The following is a 15,337-nucleotide window of genomic DNA, read 5'->3' on the forward strand; positions in this document are numbered from 1 at the left end:
TATCTTGAAAGAAAATATAGTAAAATGTATCAACTTTAACATATTTTCTCAATTATAAGGCTTATAATTATATCTATTAGTAGTGTTTTTATCCATAAAAATCTGATACACTAACATCAGGTTGTACAGATTTTTACACATATGAGGTGATATTATGACGAAACCATTTATTGGCATATCTGGCAATATCTTACGAGATAATGGTGGTCCTTACGTAGATTTATTGCGTTCTTACGTAAACCAAGACTATCCTCGTTCTATTGAGGAAACTGGTGGCATTCCTGTTATAATTCCATTTACCCAAAATCTTGATGTAGCTCGCGAAACGGTAGCAAAGCTTGACGGCTTGTTATTATCCGGCGGTCATGATGTATACCCTCTTCACTATGGAGAAGAACCTTTGCAAGGTCTTGGCGATGTATTTCCAGAGCGCGATCAATTCGACTTTGCTTTAATCAAAGCAGCAGAAGAAAAACAAATTCCCATCTTTTGTATCTGTCGTGGCTTACAAATCTTAAACGTATATCGTGGGGGCTCTTTATTCCAAGATTTAAAATATGATCAAAACTGTACAATAAAACACTCTCAGAATCAAACACCGTCTCTAGGTACCCATACGGTAGATATTGAATCCAAATCAAAACTGGCTGGTGCTATAGGTTGTAACACTTGGATTACGAACTCCCATCATCACCAAACAGTTAAAAGCGTCGGTAAAGGATTACATGTTGTAGCTAAAGCTAAGGATGGTACTGTAGAGGGTTTAGAGGATCCATCTTATCCTTGGTTAGTAGCCTGTCAGTTCCACCCAGAAATGATGTCTACAAATGACGAAAATGCAAAGCGTGTATTTACTGCATTCGTAAAAGCAACTCAAGAAAATGTAACTAAATAGTAGGAAGATTGTATCATGAAAGAAACAGGAAAATTTGGTTTTTGGAGTATTGTACTCCTTGGCATCAATGGTATTGTAGGAACAGGTATTTTCCTACTGCCTAATAAAGCATATTCCATAATTGGTTCCGCTAGCCTAGGTGTACTCTTATTTGACGCCGTTATCGCAGGTTGTATCGCCCTTTGCTTTGCTGAAGCAGCCAGTTTATTTACACGCAATGGTGGTCCTTACCTTTATGCAAAACATGCATTAGGTGATTTCTGGGCCTTTGAAGTAGGCGTTCTAAAATGGATCGTCACCGTTATTGCCTGGGCGGCTATGGCCGTTGGCTTTGCTACAGCATTAGGTGCTGCAGTACCAGCTTTAAGTGGTGATTTTGCAAAGGATGTCATTTCATTTATCTTAATTGTAGGACTTACCATTGTAAATATATTTGGTGTTAACGTATCCAAATTCGTTAACAACTTAATCACTATTTCTAAGCTAGTCCCTCTTGCCCTATTTATTGCAATTGGTATTTTCTTTATAAATGGAGCTAACTTTACACCAGTCTTCCCTCAAGACATCTATGTAGATGGATCATTTGCTCAAGCTGCGGTTCTTCTATTCTTTGCCTATACAGGGTTTGAAGTTATTGCCATTGCTGCAGAGGATATGAAAAATCCTAAAAAGAATTTACCACGTGCTATTATCATGTGTATGCTACTTGTATCCATCCTGTATATGGCAATCCTCGCCGTATCTATTGGCGTACTTGGTACTGACTTGGCAAATACCAAGGCTCCAGTACAAGATGCATTCAACGTGATCGTTGGTCCTATTGGTATGTATATCGTATTAGTAGGTACCTTAATCTCTATGGGTGGTATCAACTTTGCTGAAGCTTACTATGCGCCTCGTGTGGCAACATCCATGGCGGAAGATGGTATGCTACCAAGTGCTTTGGTAAAACGTAATCGTTATAATGCACCATATATAGCAGCTATCGTTACTGCCATTGCCAGTGTATTACTTGCCTGGTCTGGTTCCTTTACAACACTAGCAGCCATTAGTGCGGTATCTCGTTTTACACAATACCTACCAACGTGTTTGGCTGTTATTATCTTCCGTCGTAAATGGGCAGACAAAGCTCGTTCCTACACAATCCCTGGTGGCTACTTAATCCCAGTCATCGCTATCGGCACATCCCTATGGATGTTAGCACAAGCTCAAACTAACCAATTATTATGGGGTCTAGGTGGCTGTATCGTAATCTTGCCATTCTACTACTCCTATTGGAAAAAGAAAAAAGCTGGTCTCATTAAAGACCATGATGAAATGTAAATAATACAAAAAACTACCAGTTATTCATAATATCTAGTGGCTTATCCTTCCATAGCAGAAGATCTGTTTAAAAGATATATGTTTAACTGGTAGTTTTTATTTTATCTATTAATCCTAATTAGATTAGATATATCAAATGAGTAGTATCGACTAATATAGAGCCTCTTCAATAATAGTTTCCTTCGTTAAGTCCTCTTCGATATAACCAACCTCATCAGTCGCTTCATCTTCATCGCGTGTATCGATATAAATACTGATAAGTACTAGTGCACCTTCTTCATTGAGGGTAGCAATGGCACTCATAGGGCCGTAGGTTAAGATTAATCCATCTTCTTCATCGCGAATAATATGAGGCACTGCATCAAAGTGTTGGTTCATTAATTGATCAAAGTAATCCTCTACATCAAGACCGCTTTCAAGGGTAATAGATTCAGCATCACCCTTTTGGAATACAACGCGCGTATCTTCATCGATATATTGATAGAAATCATCAATATCTACATTCGCCGTTTCTAACCACATGCTAAGGGCTGTAATCCAGTCTTTCACAGTAGCTGGTGCAGAAATAAAAGCATATTCGCTTTCATCAGCGCCAAAACGAAGATCATCATACTCAATACTATAATTTTCTTGGCTTGAAACGATACGATCTACAAGGCCTTTATCATTTACATCTACAAAAATCATATACACGTAATTATCGTTGTTTTCATAGGAAACGGTTAAACCATGACGACCCTCGTGAAATAGCGCATCCTCCTCATACACATCGGTAATATGCATGACCTTGCACGTAACAGACACATTATCAGCCTTGATGGACTCAGTCATAGAGGACAAAAACTCAACAGTTTCATTGCGGTTTCGTCCAATGATGCCACGGCCTGTAGACAGATACTCACAATCTTCACTTAACATATGTTCAATACCGTGAATATCTGCGGATTCAAGAATAGATTTTATCAATAAAAGAGCTTGTATTTCAGTCATACTACGCCTCCTATACACTGTACTTATACTCCTTATTATTGTAACACAATTATAGTAACTAATAGGTCTATTCTCTTGATTTTCTACATATTTATCATATACTTAAAAAGTACATATTGATTTAATATCGGAGGCTCCTATGAAATATACGACTATCGTTTTTGACTGCGACGGCACATTGCTCAATACGGCTACAGATTTAGCTAACGCCGTAAATCATGTTCTACGTACACATAACTTCCCGGAAAAATCTCTAGCAGAGATAAAAGCAGCACTCGGTAATGCAGTAACATATTTAATGCGTCAGTGTCTCCCAAGTACAGTAGCTGATCATGAATTAGAGCCATACATTGAGGAATTCAAAGCTTACTATGGTAAGCATTTAAAAGACACAACAGCGCCCTACCCAGACATCCTAGATATGCTAGATGTATTACGTGAAAAGGGCTATAAATTAGCTATCGTATCCAACAAAATCCAAGAAGGTGTAACACCACTCAATAAAGAGTACTTTGGCGACCGCTTACCTGTTGCCATTGGTGAAAGACCTGGCTTACAACGTAAACCAGCACCAGACATGGTACTTCAAGCGTTAAAAGAACTAAGGTCTACACCAGAAGAATCTATTTATGTAGGTGACTCTGAAGTTGACGTAGCTACTGCGAAAAACTCTGGTCTACTCTGTATCGGTGTTACATGGGGCTTTAGAGAAGAATCCCTCCACCAAGAACTAGGCGTAACACATATTGCCCGAAAAGCAGATGATATTCTAAGCATTATTGAAACCTTAAATAAATAATATATACACCGTTTCATAGAATTTATAATAAGATTAGTCATATTCAAGGCACTACTCATATATTGAGTATAGTCATTGATATATTCTAAATTCTTATCAATAATCTATAGCAAATTCATATACATAAGAGTTCATATACATAAGAGATTTATAAATTAAAATCGTACAAAAATAGGAGTTAAAATTTTAAACTTCTCATTTTGTACGGTTTTTCTTTTATTTACTCAATTTTATTTCATTTTTCACATTATATATTTTACGCATAGCTCCTATACCAGATCTATTGTCTTAAAAATGTGATGTATGTTACATTTGTAGGGCAGTGCTTTCACATAGATACGCCGTCAATTCAATAGCTAGTGTATTGAACAGAAGATAACCGCACAATATCATGTGAATATTTTACTGTATGGTTGTAGTTAGTTGACAGAGAAATGAGGAACAAATGGAAAATGAAGTAAGAAAAGTTGAAATGAGCGAAAATGTAGCAGATCCTACTGGTCTTGGTCTACTTGGTCTCGCTGTAGTATGTTTTGTGGTATCCACGTCCCGCGTAGGCTGGTCTGGCCCAACAACATCCGTTTTTATCCCTTGGGCAGTTTTATTAGGTTCTTTGGCCCAATTAATGGCAAGTTATTTTGATTTCAAGAGGAACAATGCTTTCGGCTCCGTTGTATTCGGTGCATACGGTTTATTCTGGTCCGCTATGACTGGTATTTGGTTGATTCAAATGGGTGCCTTCGGTCCTGAAATTCAAAAAGGTTTCGATGTAACACAATTAGCATTCGCTTTTGTGGGCTTTTTAATCTTCTCTATCTTTGGTACTATTGCATCTTTGAAAACAAATAAAGTTGTATTCGCTATTATGCTACTAATCTGTTTCCTATTCTTTGGTCTTTCAACAGATCTATTCTTGGGTGGTCGCACAGGATTCTTTGCTCTTGTAGCATGGTCTGAACTATTCATCTCCCTATTGGGCTTCTACGGTTCCGGTGCTGTATTAGTTAATAAAGTATTTGGCAAAACTGTATTTCCTATGGGTAAAAGTATTTTGTAATAGTTTTATAACTATATAAATTACTTGCACGACAAAAGAGGTTCCTGATGGTCACAAGTTGAATTTCAGTCATAAGTTACCTCGCATAATACAACAGCCAACCACATTACATTATTGTAACATAGTCGGCTGTGTATAAATACAGAAAGCTATATTAAAGATCTAATTTAGCCATCATTTTATTAATTTGTTCTTGCATGGTATTGATTTTTTCGTCTTGTTGTTTAAGCTTTTCATCTTGGTCGTTAATAACCTTAATAAGCCCTGCCTTGGAATACTCCGCATAAGGATTACCTTTGCCAAATTTCAAACTAACACCTAGATTAAGGAGATCTTCGCCTCCACCGAAGCTTCCGCCAACAGAGAATAAAGCTTTACTATTAGGGCGATAGAAAATACCAAGCGCCATGGCATTAGCGCCACGATAATTGCCATACCCGGCAGCAATATTCCATTTATCATATGGATCAAACTCCTGTGGATGTAGTGCAGCTAGTGCTGCCGCGCCTGCCCCTACACGCTTAACTCGACTATCCACCTGATTAATATGAGTATCCACTTGACTGAATCGGTGTTCCATAGTAGATGCAGATTCTGTGGCAATCCGTTTTAATTGAGCTACATTGACCGCATCTGTATCTTCACTACCGGCTGCAACATTCGTAATTTGGCGTGTCAAAACCGTATTCCCTGTTGAATCTCCTACCGAAAGGGCTGCTGCTGTGGACTTCCAAGTTGGGGAACCTTCTGTAGAGGTAGCATTTCTAGAAGGATCATAGCCAGCAATCCCTTTATCTCTAGAGGCTACTGAATCACTACCTAACGCTACACCACCATTATTTTTAACATCCGTATTATATCCGAGCATAACAGCATTTTCAATATTAGCCGTATTGCGTCTCGTAGGAACTATTTCCTTAACCGTATATTTAGTTTCACTACCATCCCAAGAATTTTTAAGGGTCTTTGTTACTTCTTTTTCCTCTGAAGCCATAGAGCCTAGTACGACATTATGTTTGCCACCATCAAGCTTATGAAAATCACCGATAACCACATTGTCTTCGCCATTTTTTAGACTATTACCTGTCCCAACTATTGTAGTTCGGCTAATGTTACTACCTTCATTGCCATATCCACTCATGTTATTATAAACATTCATGTGCCCTTCTTGGCCTTTTAACGCATTATTAGTACCCGATATTTGGGAACGCATCGTATAATCAACGCTATTACTATTGCCTAAAATAGATACGGCTCCGGCATGACCCGCCATATAGGCCTTCATGTTTTTACGACCAGCCTCTACGGTTCCTTCATGATTTCCATTTATCTTATCCATACCGGCTATTTCAGCGCTTTCAAGATAAAAGTTCCCCAAAGTAGTCCCTAATTCAGGAAGAGGTATCACAGAGGCCTTAGAATTTGTTACTTCATTCCCGGAACCTACAATCATGGTTCCTGTTGATCCAGAGGCTCTATTCAAACTACCGGTTATCGTATTACCGATACTATCGGCTTCATCATTTTCAGTTGAAGTACTTTCAATACTATTAAAACTACCATAGGATGACGAAAATGCTCCCGATGAACGACTCATTTCCGTTCCGCCCTCTATAACGGAACCATGACCGGTTAGGGTTTGGAAAATACTATTTGCCTTTGAGTGATTACCAATGACTACACTGCCTCCTGAAGAATTGGCTGAGTGATATCCAATGATAGTACTACTTCTACCGACTGTATATTTTTTATCCCTCGGATCACTTTCTGATTTTTCGGCCTGTTCCGCCGGAGACATACTGCCTATAACAACAGAATCTCTTATGGTATCAAGATTTTGATTGTCCCCGATAACAATACCTGCAGCAGGACCGCCAGCAGACTCTACACTATATTCAGCTTTGTTATTGTTCCCAATAACGGTCAATGAATCCCATTCATTTCGATAGGTATCATTACCACGAAGGAAATTGCCTCTACCGATTGTCAAATCAGACGTATTCGACTCCCGCCCTGTTTTATGCTTATAATCCGTAACAGTTCCCTTATCACGAGCAATTAATGTGTTATTGTCACCAATAACATGCTGTCTACGACTACCTTGAACGGTATTGTTTGAACCTACAATTCGCACATCTTCACTGCCCATGGAGTTAACTGGTTTCCCCTTCTCGTTTGGAAAGGTTTTACTGATTGTGTTATTATCCCCTACGATAGTAGCATTTTTACCACTAGTTACCGTATTCTTTTTACCGGTAATATTGGTATTATCACTAGCTAAATACTCATTACCATTACCATCAGTAACAGGAGTTTCGCCATAAACAGGACTACCCCATAAACAACCGCACGTACTTGTTACTAAAACAGCAGTCAAGAGAGCTTTATACCTGCTTGGCTGTTGCCCCATTTTCTTTTCCATGTTCTACGCCCCTTTTACATAACAACACAAAAAATACATCACATAATAACAAATGTTTCTAATTAAAGGGTACGCCTATTACATAGGGCTTGTCAAAATGTTAAAAATTATGCGCTAAGCCTTTTGATTTTCTCAACGTACATCATATATCAACACATCATTTATCACTAATTCTAATAAATGATTATGTGAATATAATTTCATAATTGAACTCAATTAGGAAATACCTAGGTCCTATGCACCAAATACATCGACAAGAGTTAAATAATATCCTAGATAGCATTGTACTCCTTAATCTATAACAAATTTATATACATTAAATACTAATTCTGATAAAAGCGTAGAAATATATAAGGTTAAAATCTTATTCCTCATTATTTCTTCGCTTTTTATATGTTTTTAACGTATTTCTTTATATGCGTTTTAGGCATACATCTATGACTCACTCTATTGCCCTAAAACTGTGATATATGTTACATTTATGAGGCAGTACTTTCACAATGGTTATCTGTCAATTCAGTACACACAGTATTTAATAGGAGATAACAATAGTTGTAATCATGTGAAGATTTGACTGTGTAGTTGTAGTTAGTTGACGGAGAAATGAGAAACAAATGGAAAGGAAGTAAGAAAAGTTGAAATGAGTGAAAATGTAGCGGATCCTACTGGTCTTGGTCTACTTGGTCTCGCTGTTGTATGTTTTGTGGTATCCACGTCCCGCGTAGGCTGGTCTGGCCCAACAACATCCGTTTTTATCCCTTGGGCAGTTTTATTAGGTTCTTTGGGCCAAATAATTGCAAGTTATTTTGATTTCAAGAAGAACAATGCTTTCGGTTCCGTTGTATTCGGTGCATACGGCTTATTCTGGTCCACTATGGCAGGTGTATGGCTCATTCAAATGGGCGCCTTTGGTGCAGAACTACAAAAAGGTTTTGATGTAACACAATTAGCATTCGCATTTTTAGGCTTTTTGATTTTCTCCATCTTTGGTACAATCGCATCTTTGAAAACAAACAAAGTTGTATTTACTATCATGGTTCTTATCTGCTTCCTATTCTTCGGACTTTCAACAGACTTATTTTTAGGTGGTCGCACAGGCTTCTTCGCTCTTACAGCATGGTCTGAATTATTCATCTCCCTCTTGGGCTTCTACGGTTCCGGTGCGGTACTTGTAAACAAAGTATTCGGTAAAACTATATTCCCTATGGGTAAAAGTATTTTGTAATAGTTTTATAACTATATAATACAAACACAATAAAAGAGGTTTCCAATGGTCACTAGTTGACTATTGGGAACCTCTTTACTATTTGCTTTTACTATACCTATTTAGCTAAATATTGTAGGCCCACTGAATATAATAGGCTGAACAAATATTGGGATCTGAAGGATTATAGCTTATTTATGACTGAACTGCGCATCCATAATCATTTGGCGCAACTGTTCAATACGAATACCTTTAGGTAACTTATGTCGATAAAACTGTAAATTATAGTAGTATCTAGTATCTCCATAATCTGTAACTAATACCATATCCGTTCGATACTCTAATGGCCACCCATACATAAATTCCATAAATAAACTACGCACGCCATCATTGTTGACCTCTATTACATCATGCTTAACAGGTAATACCATCTTAACTGTAGGTTCTGGAATCGTTCTATCTTTAATAATTTTCTTAACCTCTTTATCTAAGGATGTACTGCCATTATCAACGGATCTAGCCTTTACATGCATAAATACCCCATCAGAGGTTCTAAACACCCTACCATTAATGTCCTTTGTTTCGCCCTGCGTTTCAATAGCATCCTTTAATACTCGAAATTGATAAGGGCCATAAATCTTTGTGTCTGTAATAGCATCTAATGCCTCATCATATTGGCCATTATGTACATTCGTAACATGTATCAGAGGCTTTATATCGCTAGCTTGTGAAAGCAATGGTGACACTAAACATAACCCAAGACTTAGTAATGTAATACAATGTTTCATAAATACGTCCCCCCTATTGAACAGTAGTATTAACTGTATTTTAACATATTTTATGAAAACGATTACAAAACGAAAGAGGTTCCTATTGGTCACCTAAGTGACTATTAGGAACCTCTTATCTATTTACTTTAATTATTAACACCACTATATTGAACTTGAGGCCTCTAAATATGTCCAGCCTTTGCTAATCAACTCGAGGATTGGCGGTGTGTGAACGCATGAAAAAAGGCCCGACTGTGAAGTCAGCCCGTTTCTTCAAATACATTTTCGAGAAGCGAGAGCTGGCGTCCAAACCATTTATGCCTCACTTTGATATAAATTATATCATATCTAAACAAGGAAAGAAATCCAAGGATTTTTTTCCTTGTTTCAATTATAAATCTTCATAGTGCATACGATAGTGACTTAGATCACCGACAAAACATATTATCAATTGCTATATTTATGATATATTCCTACTGGGCTGACGGATGCGTAGAATTGACTACATGCACAGTAGCACACACATCGTGTGATAGCCGACCGTCTGGGCAAGCTTTTGTTCAGATGGTCTTTTTTATTGACTTCTCGTAACAAAGGCTTCTTTATCTATATTTGAGTATCTCATTTATACGAAAGGAGTTTTCTTATGAGAAATCGTTGGTTTATTGCATTAGCAGCCATTGGTCTACACATATCCATTGGTAGCGTATACGCATGGAGCGTACTTACACGTCCAATCATGGTAGATATGGGTTTTACCTTATCGCAAACAACATGGACATTCTCATTAGCCATTTTAATGCTCGGACTATCTGCGGGTTTTCTTGGATCCTTTGCAGAAAAAATAGGTCCTAAAAAAAGTGGCCTTCTCGCTATGTTATTCTGGGTAACCGGATTATTCGGTACGGCCTATGCACTTAGCATACATAATCTTACCTTACTCTACCTCTTCTACGGCATCATTGGTGGTATTGGACTAGGCATTGGTTATATAACACCAGTGTCTACGCTCGTAAAGTACTTTCCAAATCGCCCAGGATTTGCTACCGGCTTAGCCATTATGGGTTTTGGATTTGCTTCACTCATTGCGGGGCCTCTTATGCAATACCTCGTAGCTCAGGTTGGATTGGTAGATAATTTCATTATCCTCGGTATAATCTATCTCGTAGTTATGGGCGCCTCTTCTCTCTATTTGAAAGCACCTCAACAAAAACACCTAACTCGAACTACTAAAGATAAATCCACCATGTACGTTCATAACCATGGCATGCTAGCCAATGATGCCATGAAAACTTGGCAATTCAGTGCCCTTTGGTGGATCTTCTTTGTTAATATTACCTGTGGTATAGGCCTATTATCCTTAGCGTCCCCTATGGCACAAGAAACCATTGGTATGACACCTGCAGCAGCTGCATCGCTAGTTGGTATCATCGGTATCTTTAATGGCGGGGGGCGTATCGCATGGTCTACTATTTCCGATTACCTTGGACGAGCACAAACTTACATACTATTCTTTATTATAGAAATCGTCGCATTCCATTTACTCGCCCAAACAAATAGCGCACTAACATTTCAAATTTTAATCCTTCTCATTATCACATGCTATGGCGGTGGATTTTCCTGTATGCCAGCATATCTTGCGGATCTCTACGGTATACGACAACTTTCTACCATTCATGGCCGTATTCTAACTGCTTGGGGATTGGCTGGCATCGTTGGCCCTATGCTCGTATCATACTTTCACGAAGCAGGATATGGATATACTACAGCCTTAGTATGCTTTGCTCTTCTATTCGTATTAAATACAATTATTGCTATAATCTTAAAAATATACGGCAAACGAGGGCTGCATAACTGATACTTGATTCTAGTAATATAAAAATTGTAACTGCATTATCACGACCAAACCATTTAGGCTTCACTTCGATATAAAGTATCTCATATATAAATCAGGAAAAAATCTAAAGATTTCTTTCCTTGTTTTCTTTATAAAAGATAATGTTAAATCCCCCCGAACTCATTACAAAATGAAAGAGGTTCCTATTGGTCACCTAGGTGACTATTAGGAACCCCTAATCTATTTACTTTTATAATTGACGGCACTATATTGAACTTGAGGCCTCTAAATGGGTCCAGCCTTTGCTAATCTTCTAGAGATTGGCGGTGATCAATATGAGTACATTCAAAGTGTTATCGTTAATTATTTCCTTTGGCATACTTGTAGCGACCATTATCATGGCAGCAAAGTGATTGACCTCTAGCTGAAAGCTAGCTTTCTAATCGTAGCATGAAAAAAGGCCCGACATAGAAGTCAGACCGTTTCTTCAATTTTAAACACTAGAAGCGAAGTCTGGCGTCGAAACCATTTATGCCTCACTTTGATATAAATTATATCATATCTAAACAGGGAAAGAAATCAAAGGATTTCTTTCCCTGTTTTATTGTTATAACCTTTAATATATTCGTCATTTATAAGTATCGTCTTCAGCTAATATTTTTTAGATATCCTCTAAAGTATAAACAGGTAAATATCTTTGAGCAAATGCTAGATTTTTATTGAGTTCTGCCCATTTAGTAGCATCACCAATAACATATACATATTCTTTTGCTCTTGTAAAAGCTACATTTACATTATTTGCATTAACCCATTTAATTGCGCCATTAGCAGAACCATCACTTTGGCAGCCCAGCATATAAATAACTATTTTAGCTTCTTTTCCTTGGAAAGTATGAACAGTTCCGATATTATCCTTTAACCAACCGCTCTTATTATCTTTATCTGTCCAGTTGACGATATCATCACTAATGAATTCCATATACTTTTTAAAACCATACGCAACAGTAGTAAATGGTGTAATAATAAAGATATCTTTAAATTTCACATTTCCTGCTCGTAACTTTTGGATTAATTCAAAAGCGATTTGACCTTGTACTTGTATATATCGATCTTTACCCGTAGTAGATTCAATATTACTTGCATCATAAGTTATCCAACAGCTTTCTTTACATGGATCAATAGGTTCTTTAGGACTCATGGTCTTATTAATCATAAAACCACCATAAGATAACTCATTAGCAACTGTAAACATTGGATCTTTACAGCGTCTATGAATAACGAGCGGGCAACCGACCCAAGATTCAGAACTATCAAGATTTTTGATAATACCTCCAAACGGATTTTGTGCATCAGCTAAACTTTGTACAGATAGCTCTTTACTCCGATATTTTCCAATACCTTCGCCACCAATTTTTCGACAAACAAATCCTGTACAGTTTGTACTGGTTCAATCTGTTTAGGATCACCAACTACTATTGCCTTTTGCGCACGGAATAATGCCCCTACAAGCATATGAGGTGACGCTTGTCCTGCTTCATCGATAATAATTGTACCTAACGAACTTTCAGATTTACAATTAATCAAAAATCTCTCCACAGCAGCAAAGGTGGAGGAAATAACTGGTACTGCAATCATCAAGGAATTAAGTAATGCAGGGAATATAGCATCAAGGTCAAAATTTTTCTGTAAATTTTTCCTATCATTTAATGAGCCCCAATACTGACTAAGTAATTGCATATTTTTTCTGAAAGCATCACTCACAACAACAGCCTTTTGCAATTGTAAAGCATCATATAATAAACGTTCTCTACATTCATTTAAGTAGTTGCACATATATAAGAACGCTGTATGGGACTCTGCTCGGTCCTCATGAAGTGACATTAAATTTGATACTATATCATCAAAACAATGTATAGTGTCTTTATTATCAGTTTTTAATATACCTAAAATATCTTGCTGTGTTTCTTCTATTTTTTGAAGAGTATTATCAAGCCCTTTAATATCAGCTAATAAACCATCTTTCGTATTGATTATAGATTCACGCTCATTAACCAACTGGTGTAATGCATCTAATTCACCTTTAACATTTTGAAGCTTTGTAGTCTCGTCTTCAATAACTGATAACAATGCAGCATTACTCATGGCTTCTAAAATAGACCAGTTGGTAGCACTCCAAATCTTATCAATAATAGAACGTTTGCTGTTCAACCCTATTAATTTAGACTCAATACTATTTTTACGCTCTATCAACTTCAACAAGTTATCATCTAAATCATCATACTTACTTAATTGTTCATTGATTACAAGAACTTCCTCTTTTAATTTATCGATTTTACCCTTTAATTCTTGAATCAAATGAATATTCTCTTCATAGGCTGTTACATAAGTAAATAATGCTTTTACAAGATTATGTTGAGCCTGAAACTGTTTCTTGGCACTTTCAAAAGCATCTTGAGCACTAGGCATACGCATAATAGAGGACATATCTGAGGATAATGCATCTAATACTGGCATAAATGTGTTTATATTAGACTTCTTACCAAGTCTCGCAGAAATTAGGCCCCATTGTTCATTACTTTCCGCTAAACGATCTGCTAAAAAGGTAAAATATACCTCATTAGATTTAACAAATTGATACTTCTTATCCTTAACAAAATAAGATAAATCAACCTGTTGATTAGAGGAATCTGGATGAAATAATGTAGACCCATTAGTCCCCTCTTCCACAGAGGAAATATTTGGCAATTCTAATGTAATATTTTCAACGGCCTTATTATTTGATGAAAGCACTAGCATGCCATATAATGCAATATCACTAGGTATATCATAGTAAAAAGATGTCCCATCCCGGCCCATAACTTTCTTAAAGATATCGTTTACATTATTACTTTCACAAAACTTAGCAGCACGTTCAACAATATTACTAGCAATAATATCCTTCAATAATGTGGTTTTGCCTGTACCGGGAGGTCCATTAACCGAAAAAATATCTTTAGGGTTCCCCTTAGCAATATTAACAGCAATTTGCTGCATAAAGGATAAATTAAACTTTGAAGGCCATCTACCATATGGTAAAACCTTAGGATTATACCATTTGCGCATCTGATCAGTATCCTTTAACAAATCATAATGCTCAATATCCTGATTAAGACTATTGATATAAGACAATAACTTATCTTTATCCTTTAATGTATCAATGTGTTGTAACACCAACTGTAAATCATCGAGGAAAAAGCTAGATTTTAAATCATTAATAGGCATTGTCTCAGCTTTAACTAGCTGAATCTCCTCTGCCTGAAAACCACAGTAGCCATAAATATCACCAGCACGGAACATGGTAATACCCATAGGTTCTAAGATATGCTCTCGTAAATATGTATTAATTACACGTGCAGCATTATCAAGAGATACTTTTTCCTCAGGAAGATTAAAACTATCTTCAATTGATTTAACAATCTCATGCCAACCATCTAGCTTAATATCTTTAAACTCCACATCAGGCTGAGACATCATTTGATAAATCACCCAAATAAAAGGAGCAATTTGAAGACTCCCCTCTTTATAGTATCCCTCTGCATCAACAACAAACGATGCACTATACACATTCCCTAAATATGGTTTTTCAGGATATTCAATTTCTAGTTTATCAATGAAGGCCTCTAATACTTCAGTCCCTTTAACTACACATAATAGAACAGCATGTTCATCATCTAAAACATAGTCCTTTTCATCCTTAAAATATTTAATCTCATCAGTAATAGAGTAATTATAAGAATCATTTGGTAACGGGACTACATACGTAGAAACACGCGAATTTGTTCTTTTCCAATAAGGTTTTATTACAGACTGTTGATAAATAGTAGTTGTATCATTCTCAGTAGTAAATACAAGCTCATTAACATACTTCTTAGGAATTGCTTTATACTTAGGAACCTCTTTCGGTTGCAAACATTCAAGTGAATACCAATACTTTATAATTTGCTTTGCAGTATCTTTCATCTATACCTACCCTCTCATTAGACTAATGAAAATATTATACA

General features: G+C 36.8%; 11 protein-coding genes. 6 read left to right on the forward strand and 5 right to left on the reverse strand.

The features are described from left to right. The first annotated feature begins 154 nt into the window (after nucleotides 1-154). Both HMPREF0873_RS02755 and HMPREF0873_RS02760 read left to right on the forward strand, forming a co-directional pair. Nucleotides 155-895 carry a gamma-glutamyl-gamma-aminobutyrate hydrolase family protein gene (locus HMPREF0873_RS02755; protein WP_008714182.1) on the forward strand — a complete coding sequence of 247 codons (741 nt, stop codon included), beginning with the start codon at nucleotides 155-157 and terminating at the stop codon, nucleotides 893-895. Between the two features lie 15 nt (nucleotides 896-910). Continuing rightward, on the forward strand, nucleotides 911-2,218 hold the full coding sequence (locus tag HMPREF0873_RS02760) for an APC family permease (RefSeq protein WP_008714183.1): 1,308 nt from the start codon (nucleotides 911-913) through the stop codon (nucleotides 2,216-2,218). 150 nt (nucleotides 2,219-2,368) lie between these two features. Here the strand turns inward: HMPREF0873_RS02760 and HMPREF0873_RS02765 are convergent, their stop codons facing one another. Further along, nucleotides 2,369-3,208, reverse strand: a complete 840-nt coding sequence (locus HMPREF0873_RS02765) for a hypothetical protein (protein ID WP_038125437.1) — start codon at nucleotides 3,206-3,208, stop codon at nucleotides 2,369-2,371. Nucleotides 3,209-3,347: 139 nt separating this feature from the next. Between HMPREF0873_RS02765 and HMPREF0873_RS02770 the strand changes: the two genes are divergently transcribed. Continuing rightward, nucleotides 3,348-4,007: an HAD family hydrolase gene (locus tag HMPREF0873_RS02770; RefSeq protein ID WP_008714188.1), complete on the forward strand. Its 660-nt coding sequence runs from the start codon at nucleotides 3,348-3,350 to the stop codon at nucleotides 4,005-4,007. A 445-nt stretch (nucleotides 4,008-4,452) separates the two neighbouring features. Beyond that, on the forward strand, nucleotides 4,453-5,064 hold the full coding sequence (locus HMPREF0873_RS02775) for an acetate uptake transporter family protein (RefSeq protein WP_008714190.1): 612 nt from the start codon (nucleotides 4,453-4,455) through the stop codon (nucleotides 5,062-5,064). 154 nt (nucleotides 5,065-5,218) lie between these two features. On the opposite strand, the gene HMPREF0873_RS02780 is transcribed toward HMPREF0873_RS02775, so the two are convergent. Next, entirely contained in the window at nucleotides 5,219-7,486 is a 2,268-nt protein-coding gene (locus HMPREF0873_RS02780; protein ID WP_024062656.1) for a YadA-like family protein, read from the reverse strand. Between the two features lie 640 nt (nucleotides 7,487-8,126). On the opposite strand from HMPREF0873_RS02780, the gene HMPREF0873_RS02785 reads away from it, so the two are divergent. Further along, nucleotides 8,127-8,711 carry an acetate uptake transporter family protein gene (locus HMPREF0873_RS02785; protein WP_008714193.1) on the forward strand — a complete coding sequence of 195 codons (585 nt, stop codon included), beginning with the start codon at nucleotides 8,127-8,129 and terminating at the stop codon, nucleotides 8,709-8,711. A 170-nt stretch (nucleotides 8,712-8,881) separates the two neighbouring features. On the opposite strand, the gene HMPREF0873_RS02790 is transcribed toward HMPREF0873_RS02785, so the two are convergent. Next, nucleotides 8,882-9,478: a hypothetical protein gene (locus HMPREF0873_RS02790; RefSeq protein WP_038125439.1), complete on the reverse strand. Its 597-nt coding sequence runs from the start codon at nucleotides 9,476-9,478 to the stop codon at nucleotides 8,882-8,884. A 628-nt stretch (nucleotides 9,479-10,106) separates the two neighbouring features. Here HMPREF0873_RS02790 and HMPREF0873_RS02795 point away from each other — a divergent pair. Continuing rightward, nucleotides 10,107-11,318, forward strand: coding sequence for an OFA family MFS transporter (locus HMPREF0873_RS02795; protein ID WP_008714197.1), 1,212 nt, complete (start codon nucleotides 10,107-10,109; stop codon nucleotides 11,316-11,318). Between the two features lie 640 nt (nucleotides 11,319-11,958). Here the strand turns inward: HMPREF0873_RS02795 and HMPREF0873_RS10050 are convergent. Together HMPREF0873_RS10050 and HMPREF0873_RS09795 are read right to left on the reverse strand one after the other, a co-directional pair. After that, entirely contained in the window at nucleotides 11,959-12,510 is a 552-nt protein-coding gene (locus HMPREF0873_RS10050; protein ID WP_369759119.1) for an AAA domain-containing protein, read from the reverse strand. 140 nt (nucleotides 12,511-12,650) lie between these two features. Next, nucleotides 12,651-15,296, reverse strand: a complete 2,646-nt coding sequence (locus HMPREF0873_RS09795; RefSeq protein ID WP_232191992.1) for an AAA domain-containing protein — start codon at nucleotides 15,294-15,296, stop codon at nucleotides 12,651-12,653. Nucleotides 15,297-15,337: the final 41 nt, after the last annotated feature.

This window comes from Veillonella sp. 3_1_44 (assembly GCF_000163715.1).
Classification (GTDB): domain Bacteria; phylum Bacillota; class Negativicutes; order Veillonellales; family Veillonellaceae; genus Veillonella; species Veillonella parvula_A.